Source organism: Parafrankia sp. FMc2 (assembly GCF_041008525.1).
Lineage (GTDB): Bacteria > Actinomycetota > Actinomycetes > Frankiales > Frankiaceae > Parafrankia.
In genome coordinates, this window is record NZ_JBFLUG010000079.1 from 26,505 (window position 1) to 35,653 (window position 9,149).

A 9,149-nucleotide genomic window follows, 5' to 3' on the forward strand; every position below is an offset into this window, starting at 1 on the left:
ACGCCGTAGACGCCGTAGACGCCGCCAGAACATCAGAGCGTTTCCGCATGATCGGATGGTCGGGCCGCCGCACGCCACCCCCACGCAACCGAGCTTGGCGGACACCGACACAACACGCAGAGACGGGTTCCGGCAACCCTCGTCGCGCCAGCCGTCGACTTCTCCGTCGTGGCGCTCCTCGACGCACGCCACCTCGCCCTGCACGGCGGACCCACCGACGTCATCCGCGCCGCACGACGTCCACTGATCTTCGCCAGCACGGTCACGCTCGCCCTGAACATCACCGAACCCCTCATCACCGGCCACTACGACAAAGCCGCCTTCGACGCCGTCGGCCCCCTCCTCCTTATCGGATGGGCAGAGGTCCGACTCAGCCTCCTCCGAGCCACCCAGACCGCCACCGCCACCACGTCCACGCTCGCCGGGACGGCCACGGAAGATCCACCTGAGCAGATCACGTCTGGCGTGCCAACGGCAGAACCGGTTCGCGAGCCAGCCAGGGCCGCGCCTCGCCGGAACACACCGGGTGCACGCCAGCAGGACCTGCTCCACCGGGCCAGGGCCGAAGACGTGCTGCACTGGCAGCAGCACCAACGGCCTATCTCTGCGGAAAGGCTGCGCAAGCGGCTGGGAATCGGCCCCAGCACCTCCCGCGGGACCCGAAGGGCTGGCTGGTCACCGTCGCCTGGCGCCGGTTCCTCGACGCGACCCGCGCAGACGACACGCTGCGGCTCTACTTCCTGTGCGCCCACCCGTCGCTGACCCCGTCATCCGCGGTCGCGCTCACCCTGCGCGCCGTCGGCCGGTTTACCACCTGCCAGATCGCCCAGGCGTACCTGGCGCCCGAAGCGGGCATGGCGCAGCGCATCAGCCGGGCCAAGCGCACGATCTCCGGCGTGCGGTTCGACCAGCCCTGCGACGTTGCCCCCGTGCTGCGCGTGCTCTACCTGGTCTTCAACGAGGGCTACTCCGGGGACGTCGACGTGGCCGCCGAGGCGATCCGGCTCACCCGCCAGCTCGCGGCGGCGATCGACCATCTCGAGGTGGCGGGGCTGCTCGCCCTCATGCTGCTACACCACGCCCGCCGCGCCGCCCGCACCGCTCCCGACGGCAGCCTGGTCCCGCTCGCCGACCGATGTCCGGGGCCGGTGCCGACGTCACAGCGGGCGCCGGTGCTTCACCCGGTAACCGCTGCGGAACCACAGCAGGAGCACCGCCGCCGCCGCGCTGGCCATCGTCAGCAGGCCGGGGCCACTGTGGAGGAAGTCGCCGACGGCGTCGGTGACCTCGGTCAGCAGCCCGCGGTCCGCGGCGGGGACGGCGCCGCCCAGCCAGATCGACCCGTAGGTGCCGGTCTCGACCCGTCCCAGCGAGGCCTGGACCGTCTCGGGCAGCCGGGGATGCGCCTTATCCATCTCCGCGGCTCCGACCGCGTTCAACGGCACGGAACTGAGATCGACACCGCCGTGCCGGTAGGTGCGCCTGATGACGGCATCGCCCTCGACGGTCTCCCGGGTGAGGTTGAACTCGCCCTCGGTGTAGGACCGGACGTAGTCCTGGAAGGTGTCGGTGGGTTTCCAGCCGGTGTCCGTGGTCCATTCGCCGATGTCGCCGCTGTCGATCAGGTGGCCGTAGGTGGTGTGCCCGCGGGCGCTGAGCGAGCGGTACCACTCGGCCGCGACCCGGGCGAGGTAGACCCGGCGCAGCTCGGCGTACTCGGGCCCGGTGTTGACGATCTCCTTGAGCCGGGGCAGCACCAGCGTCCGGTAGAGCTCCTCGTTGTGCCTGGTCGTGGCCTCGTCCTGGCGCAGGCAGGCGGCCGCAGGTGCACCACCGCCCGAGGGCTGGGCCTGCAGGTACATGGCTTCGGTGCGGACGTCGAGGGGGGCGTCGAGGATGTAGAGGCTGTCCCCGTCCTCCCGCACCGTGGCCGGCTCGGGCATGATCCACAGTCGGCTGGACATGCAGTCGCCGACCAGATGGTCCCAGAACTGCCGGCCGAGTTCGGTGTCGGGATGGATGAGCCGGGCGTCGGTCTTCTTCATCTCCAGGTCGGCCTGCAGCAGGATCCGGCCCACGTCGGTGCGGCCGAGCTGGTCGTCGACGATGCGGTCGGGCTCGTCCGGATTGAGGTTCACCCAGAACGTAGACGGGGGCAGTGCCAGCCACACGAAGAACGCGTCCGAGGTCTGCCGGGCCGCGGCCAGCCCGGTGGCGGCGCGGGGATCACCGGACCGGGCGTCCCGGCCGGCGCTGAAGGAGTACGCCAGGCCGTCGTCACCGGTGTCCGCGAGGTAGCGCAGCTCCAGGCTGGAGAAGTCGATGCCCCCCGGGTCGATGTCGGCGTCGGCAAGGGCCCGACCGAGCCCGGTGGACGGCTCCTGCCCTGCCCCGCTCTGCCCCGCTTCACCCGGTTCCGACCTGCCCTGACCTGCACCGCCGCACGGGATCGCCGCGGATACCGCCTGGGCGAGCAGGTGCGGCGGGGCACCGGGCAGGGACATTCCCTGCGGTTTGTCGCCGCACCCGCCGGCCGCGGGCGGCCGCAGGATCTCGGCCGACGCCGCTCCCTGCAGGCCCTGGTCGCGGGCGAAGTCGTCCTGCGCCCTGATGATCCGTTTCTCCAGGTTCCGGGCGGCGGTGGCGGCGCGTTCCGTCCGGACGCTCCCGTAGTGATCTTCGATGGCTTTCTGGGCGCTCGCCGCCGAGTTGGCCGGATCGGCCAGCTTCTTGTTCCGTTCGGCGATCTCGTCCGGAGTGAGGCCGTACTCCTCCAGATAGAAGGTCGGAACTGTCGAGTCGTACGACGGCGTGCAGGTTTCGCACTGCTGCCGCTCGGAGAAGCCGGCGAGTTTCTCGATCTTCTGGCCGTCGACGGTCGCCAGGTTCTTCAGACGGTTTTCCAGGGAGATCTCGGAGTGGGCGTTCTTCTGGTTCAGCGCGCCGAGCGCGAGGAGATTGGGGACGCCCTCCTGCAGGAGCTTCCGGTAGGCGTCGGCGGGCAGGTAGTCCCGCATCGAGACCAGGTCGACCATGGCGCCTCTGATGGCAGCGCGGCTACGACTGTCATCGATTCTGGTACCGAGGACGCTCCGGAGGGCGTCGTCGCGGAGAACCCGTGGGTCGATCAGGATGACCGCGGCGTTCTTCCAGGGGTCAAACGCCATGAACGAGGAACGCACCCGGGTGGTCGCCACCCGCAGGGCGAAGGCCTGGCGGGCAAGCGGGTCGTCGAAGTAGTGGTCCAGCCGGGTGCCCTCGGCCGCTCCCGGTGGCCTGGGGGCGGCGGCACTCGGCCGGGCCGCCCCGACCAGGAACATCGAGAGGGCGGCGAAGATCTCGAGGGCAGCCAGGAAGGCCGGGAGAACCGCCGCCCGCTGCCGGACGCCGACGGCACTACGGCGGCGGAGCTGCGCTCTGGCCATTTGCTCCGTCCTGGTGATGCGGACCGCCCGGGGGAAGAAGCCGCCGGGCGGGTGGTGGCCCCAGCGTGAGCTGCGGCCCGGTCGGCGGCGGTGGCCCAGCCGGCGGCCACGGCCCTGGTGGCGGGTGCGGTCCTGATGGCGGGTGCGGTCCCGTCGGCAGCGCTGGCGCGGGAACCGGAGCTGGTACCGGAAGCGGCCGTGCCGTGTCGGCGAGGTAGTGGATCAGGACGGCGTCCTCGCCGCCGCGTGCCCTGGCGACGAGCGCCCCCCGGCGGACGACGACGGCACCCGCGGTGACGAGAGCCAAAACCGCGAGCAGCGCGACGGCCGTGATGCCAACGAGCGACGTCGAGGTCGAACACGTCTGGCGGGAGTTCAGGGCGGTGAGGTCCTCGATGTCGAGCGAAGGCCGGTACTGATAGCTGACGTCGCAGGCCGCCGCCGGCTGCCCACCCAGTATCAGCAGGAGGAACGCGAAAACAACGGCGCCAGCCAGCCGCCGGGGCAGCGCGTGGGCACGGCGGGTACTCATGACGCCCCCGTCCGGGCGAAGGCGATCCGCCGCCGGACCGCTTCCGCCCGCAGCTGCCCGGTTCTCCCGTCCGCCGCCGGCCCGGCGCCCTGCCGCAGCCAGAGCTGCCAACGCCAGCCGGCGACGTCCAGCTGAGCCGACTGCAGGCGGTACAGCGCGATGGCCGCGGACCATCCGTACCGCTGCCACGTACCGAACACGGCCCACCCCCGCAGCGCCGGATCAACCAGGAACGGCACCTCTCGGGCCGTCACGACGCCGCCCGCGCCGCTCTCGGTCGCCGCCGCCTCGGCCGCCACGGCGACCTGCGCGGCGCCGGCGCGGCCCCGCCGTCCCGCCCGCAGCAGCAGCACGGCCAGCACGACGAACGGCACCTGCACTGCCAGCCACAGCGCCGGCGACACGACCAGGGTGTCGAGCGCGGTGCCGATCTCGACGTCGGCCAGCCGGGAGAACCAGGCGGAGAGGGTCTCGGTGGCCATGGACCCGCCGATCGCCGCAGTCAGGGCTGCCCCGACCACCCCCAGCCGGGTCCGGCGTTCCCGTACCTGCGCGGCGACACCGAGGCCGGCTCCCAGCACCGCGCCGAACGCGACCGGCCCGCCAAGCAGACCCACCGACTGGCGTATCCAGTACTCGAAACCACCCGTCGCACCATTGATTAATCCCAGCGAGCCGAACAGCTTGACGAACAGGACGCTGTCGCTGAAGGCGAAACCGAGCCCGACGGCCGCGCCGAGCACCAGGCCGGTCACGACATCGATGACCCGGCGGCGCAGGACCAGGAACAACGCCCCCACGCCACCCGCCACCCCCAGCTGGCTCAGCACGCTGTGATGCAGCATCAGGATGTCCAACGCCCGTTCCTGGACGTCGAGCTGCGCACCGAGGCTGGTGCCCACGTCGGCGGTAGGGACTCCCGCCGCCTGGCCGGGGTCGATCAGATAGGCGTTGACCGCGCCGTAGAGAAGGCCGTTGCAGGCCCGGGTGAAGCCGGAGATGACCAGCGCGCCCCAGCCGAAGGCCGCCACCAGCGCCGCCGCCGGCAGCCGGGCGAAGCGCTGGCTGTTGTGTAGGAGCCACAGGACGGACACGGTGCTCGGAACACAGGCGAGGGCGATCTCCGGATACGACCCCATGACCGTCAGCGGAATCAGCGCGAACGGCCCCACCATCGCCACCGCGGTCAGCCAAGCGAAAGCCGCCGCCCGGTTCTCCTCCACCGGCCTGACCATCGAGTACACCTGCAGCGCGACTCCCACCAGGATTCCCGCGAGCACCGTCCAGAAGACGGCCCGCGGCGTCGCCAGGAGCCGGCCGAACGATCCCGAGATCTCCGGCAGCCGAGCCAGAATCGTCAGTGACGGCTCGTCCGGCAGCCTTCGCGGCCGGGTCAGGTTGAGCAGCACCTCCACCAGGTACAGCCCGGTCGCCACGCGGGCGATCAGCAGGACCCGCAGCGCCACCGCCAGCGAGTGCTCGTCACCGCCCACCGCCCGGGAACCGACCGGTGCGATGGGCACAGGTGCGATGGGCGTGGGTCCCGTAAGCACGGGCGCCGGCGGGTGTCCGGCCGGCCCCTCGCCGCCCGGGCCGGGCGGCATCGGCGGGCCGGCACCCTGGCCTGCCCCGGGACCCGGCCCGGTCACTGTCGGCCTCGTGAGAACTGCGGCAGCGTGGGCACCTCGATCGGCGGCAGCGTGGGCAGGCGGAGGTCCGTCGGCAGGGGAAAACTGGTCGGGAAGCCCGAGGGGAGCCCGTCCAGCGACCGGGGCGGGGCGGCAGGCACGGTCGGGGCGCCCGGGAGCCGGGGTGTCCGGGTGTCCGTTGCCCCGGAAAAAGCGACCGCCAGACCAACGACCAGCGCCACTGCCCCGGTCACGCCACCGGCTGTCAGCAGGCGGATCTGCGAACGCGGCGGAGACCCGGCCGTCGTGGCCTCGTGATTCTCACCGCTGATTCCATGGCGTCGGTGGGCTGCGCCGTCGTGGTCGATGATCCGTCACCCCCCGGGAAGCCATCGCCGGCAGCCGCAGCCGGCAGGCCCCGCCACCGTCCCCCGAGCAGTCATCTCCTGGAGAATCATTGGTACCGCACACCGGCTTTCGGTGCACTGGTCTGGTCGTGACCGCAGCGATGGCCTCACTCTCAGTATGGCGGGTTCCGTCCGGGTACGCACCTTTGACGGAAACTTTGCCGACAGCCGAATGACACGGCTGAATCCGCACACCCCGGTGTAAGGCCGTGCCCCGGCCGACCCGGCTGCCTCGGGTTGCGGGCTGCCTCGGGGTGAACCACCCCGGAAGACCGACTGCCGGAACTGGCCGGTGATCCGGACTGGCCGAAGGAAAAGCTGGCGGCCAAGATGCGGGTGGTTCGCGAGGAACGTGGCCGGATCGAGGCCCGGCTGGCCGAGCATGATCTTCCTCTCACCGAGGGCTACGAGGTGCTGACCACTGTCCTGCGGCTACCGGAAGATCCGCAGGCGCTGTACCGGCGTTCGGGCACCCGCGCCCGGAAAGTGCTCAACCAGGCGATCTTCACCCGGCTGTACCTGGATGCGGAGCCTGCCGGGACCGTGGTGACTGCTGACGATCTCAACGAGCCTTCGCTGCGACGGTGGCGGCGACGACGGGCCTGGAGCCTGGGAGAGGCCGCAGACGAGGCGCTGGCGCGCCGCGAGCAGCGTGTTGCCCCGGCACGCGAAAACGGCGCCTCCCTCTCGGGAGACGCCGCTTCACTGGGGTGCACTATCACGGACTTGCTGACCGCCGCTCTGGTAGAGCAGTGTTCGAGTAAGGCCGTGATGGTGGACCTAACGCACCACAATAAGAACCGCCTGATCTTGGTTCAGGGTCCTGAAATCACCATTCGCGCGGTCTCTGCGAGGCTCCCGAGCAGGGGCGATGCCGAGTGAGCACCCGACTCGCAACATCATCGCCAGAATCGAACACGCGTTCCGCAGGTCTGGCGGGTCCGGACGCTGCGGTCCCGTTGGTGGCGCCGAGCTGGTGTCGTCGGCGCGCGCGGCCCACACCGCGACCGTGGCGGCCGTGTGGGCTGCGATCCGCCGTTCAGCTCGCGTCCCGGCGGATCTCGGTGGCTGGCCATGCGTCGGTCGTATCCTCAGTGGGTGAGTACTCTGCGGGACGAGCTGCACAGTCTGATCGACCGCCTACCCGAGTCTCAGGTGGCGCCCATCCTGGCTCTCGTGCGCGAGAGCGCGCCCGCCGAGAACGGCGGCGACGAGTGGCCACTACCGGATTTCGTGGGTGCGTTGGCCAGCGGCAAGGGCGATCTCGCCGCCCGTTCGGCTGAGATCCTGCGCGCGGAACTGGGGCGCGATCCCGAGTGATTGTCTGGGACACCGGTCCGCTGATCGCCGCCGCCGACTCCGACGACGAGCACCACGCCCGCAGCGTTGCTCTCATGCGGCGCACGCCCCGGCCGCTCCTCGTTCCCTATCCTGTCTTGACCGAAGTCTGTTTCATGCTCGAACGGGAGAAAGGCACCCGCGCCGAAGCCGCGTTCCTGCGCTCCATCAGCACCGGACAGATCAGCCTGATCCCACTTGCTCGCCAGGACCTCGACCGGATGATCGAACTGGTCGAAAAGTACAGCGACTTCCCACTCGGCGCCGTCGACGCCTCCGTTCTCGCGATCACCGAACGGCTCAGCGCCGACGCCATCGCAACCCTCAACCGGCGGCACTTCTCCGTCGTCCGCCTCACGAAGCCGGTCGCACTGCTGCCATGAGGCACTGATGGCACGTTCGCCGGCTTTGAAACGGCGGGCGACCCGAGGCACGGCAGGTCGCTCCAACACTTGGCCGTCTTGCGGCTGGGCGCCCGGGACTTCACCAGACGGCGCGTTGCCACCACAACCTCGAACGAGGGCACCGGCAGCGCGTCAAGCCGAAAGCCCGCCGGACCGCCAGGTCGCGGCGTCCTTTGGCCTGTTGCCAGCCCGGCTGATGACGAAGTGATCGAACTCGTAGCCTCACACCATGACCCCTCCCGCGACCTTCGGGTTCGGCCCGCTCTGAGCAGCGATCGAGAGTTCCTCTTCTGCGTGAGGCGAGCCGCCCTGCGGGCCTACGTCGAACAGACGTCGGGGTGGGACGATACGGAACAGCGCATGACCGCCGACAGGGAGTTCGCCGACCTGCCATTTGCCCTGGTCGAGGAGAGCGGGCGGCCCATCGGCTACGCGTGTGTCATCCACCGGAGTGAGTACGACTTCGTCGAGGAGATCGCGCTGCTCCCCGAGGCGCAAGGTCGTGGCATTGGCACCCATCTGTTACGGGGCATCCTTCGGGCTGCTCAGCGGCGCGGCGTTCCGGTCCGGCTCAGCGTCTTCGTCAACAATCCCGCACAGGCCCTCTATACCCGCCTCGGGTTCGAAGTCGTGCGGATCGAGGATCCGCGCATGTCGATGGAGTGGACTCCGGGCAACATGTGAGGCACCCCATCGTCCGATCTTCAGCCGAACGCGCCCCCAGACGGCCGGTGCGGAGTCGTCGTCGGCAGCCAGCCAGTCGTAGAGAAAGCTCAGGAGTTCGGAGCCAGCACAGGGATCATCCCTGGCCTGACCGTCCTTCCGCTCGCCGTCGACATCGGATCGCACTTCCGAGCAGCAGCAGGCATCGCGGCACACCGCCTGGACAGCCGATGAGCCTGTGTGTGATCCGAGAACACGACACCGCCACGTTCCACCCACCTGCTCGATGCGCCCACGCCGACGATCGGTTCGAGGACACGCCGAGAACCGATGACCTGTCCTACCCGCCGCGCACCTTCGATGCCTCCCGGCCGCTCGCGGCGCGGGTGCGGAACTACCCCCAGGGCGGCAAAGACAGCTTCCCGATCGACCGGGAGCACGCCGACCAGCTGGTCTCGATCTTCCCGGGCGTCATCGACGTGACCCGCGCGTCCAGAGGATTCCCAGTCCGTGCAGTCACCTACCTGGCCGCCGAGGCGGGCGTGCGGCAGTTCGTCGACATCGGGCCGGGCCTCCCGGCGAAGCACAACATGCACGATCGCCCAGCGGATCGCGCCGGGAGTGTCTGACTACCGGTGGATCGGCCGTGGCGGTTGGTGATCGGTCAGTTGGTGGTGGTCGGGGTGAGACGGCCCTCGAAGGTGATCGCGAGGGCGTTGAGGGCGGGCTTCCATCTGATCATCCAGCGGGCC

Annotated in this window: 7 protein-coding genes and 2 pseudogenes; 7 read left to right on the forward strand and 2 right to left on the reverse strand. The window is 70.2% G+C overall.

The genetic code is table 11. The annotated features are described in order from the left end of the window. Positions 1-132 precede the first annotated feature (132 nt). Positions 133-654 (forward strand): annotated as a pseudogene (locus AB1460_RS38400) (hypothetical protein); the annotation flags it as partial. After that, positions 579-1,280: pseudogene (locus AB1460_RS23545) on the forward strand (DUF6596 domain-containing protein); the annotation flags it as partial. The pseudogenes AB1460_RS38400 and AB1460_RS23545, both read left to right, overlap by 76 nt. A 2,116-nt stretch (positions 1,281-3,396) precedes the next feature. Here the strand turns inward: AB1460_RS23545 and AB1460_RS23555 are convergent. Together AB1460_RS23555 and AB1460_RS23560 are read right to left on the reverse strand one after the other, a co-directional pair. Beyond that, the gene (locus tag AB1460_RS23555; RefSeq protein ID WP_368964155.1) at positions 3,397-3,957 is read right to left on the reverse strand and encodes a hypothetical protein; all 561 of its coding nucleotides are present in this window, start codon (positions 3,955-3,957) and stop codon (positions 3,397-3,399) included. Further along, a complete protein-coding gene (locus AB1460_RS23560; protein WP_368964156.1) occupies positions 3,954-5,480 on the reverse strand; it encodes a PrsW family glutamic-type intramembrane protease in 1,527 nt (508 codons plus the stop codon). The genes AB1460_RS23555 and AB1460_RS23560 overlap by 4 nt, the downstream gene beginning before the upstream one ends. 842 nt (positions 5,481-6,322) lie before the next feature. On the opposite strand from AB1460_RS23560, the gene AB1460_RS23565 reads away from it, so the two are divergent. From AB1460_RS23565 to AB1460_RS23585, 5 genes are all read left to right on the forward strand, one after another. Continuing rightward, positions 6,323-6,874: a hypothetical protein gene (locus AB1460_RS23565; protein WP_368964157.1), complete on the forward strand. Its 552-nt coding sequence runs from the start codon at positions 6,323-6,325 to the stop codon at positions 6,872-6,874. A 216-nt stretch (positions 6,875-7,090) separates the two neighbouring features. Further along, the gene (locus AB1460_RS23570) at positions 7,091-7,312 is read left to right on the forward strand and encodes a hypothetical protein (RefSeq protein WP_368964158.1); all 222 of its coding nucleotides are present in this window, start codon (positions 7,091-7,093) and stop codon (positions 7,310-7,312) included. After that, a complete protein-coding gene (locus AB1460_RS23575; protein WP_368964160.1) occupies positions 7,309-7,713 on the forward strand; it encodes a type II toxin-antitoxin system VapC family toxin in 405 nt (134 codons plus the stop codon). Before AB1460_RS23570 ends, AB1460_RS23575 begins: the two co-directional genes overlap by 4 nt. Positions 7,714-7,938: 225 nt before the next feature. Beyond that, complete coding sequence (locus AB1460_RS23580; RefSeq protein WP_368964162.1) at positions 7,939-8,418, forward strand: GNAT family N-acetyltransferase; 480 nt, start codon at positions 7,939-7,941, stop codon at positions 8,416-8,418. Between the two features lie 221 nt (positions 8,419-8,639). Then, positions 8,640-9,026 carry an SAM-dependent methyltransferase gene (locus tag AB1460_RS23585; protein ID WP_368964163.1) on the forward strand — a complete coding sequence of 129 codons (387 nt, stop codon included), beginning with the start codon at positions 8,640-8,642 and terminating at the stop codon, positions 9,024-9,026. Positions 9,027-9,149: the final 123 nt, after the last annotated feature.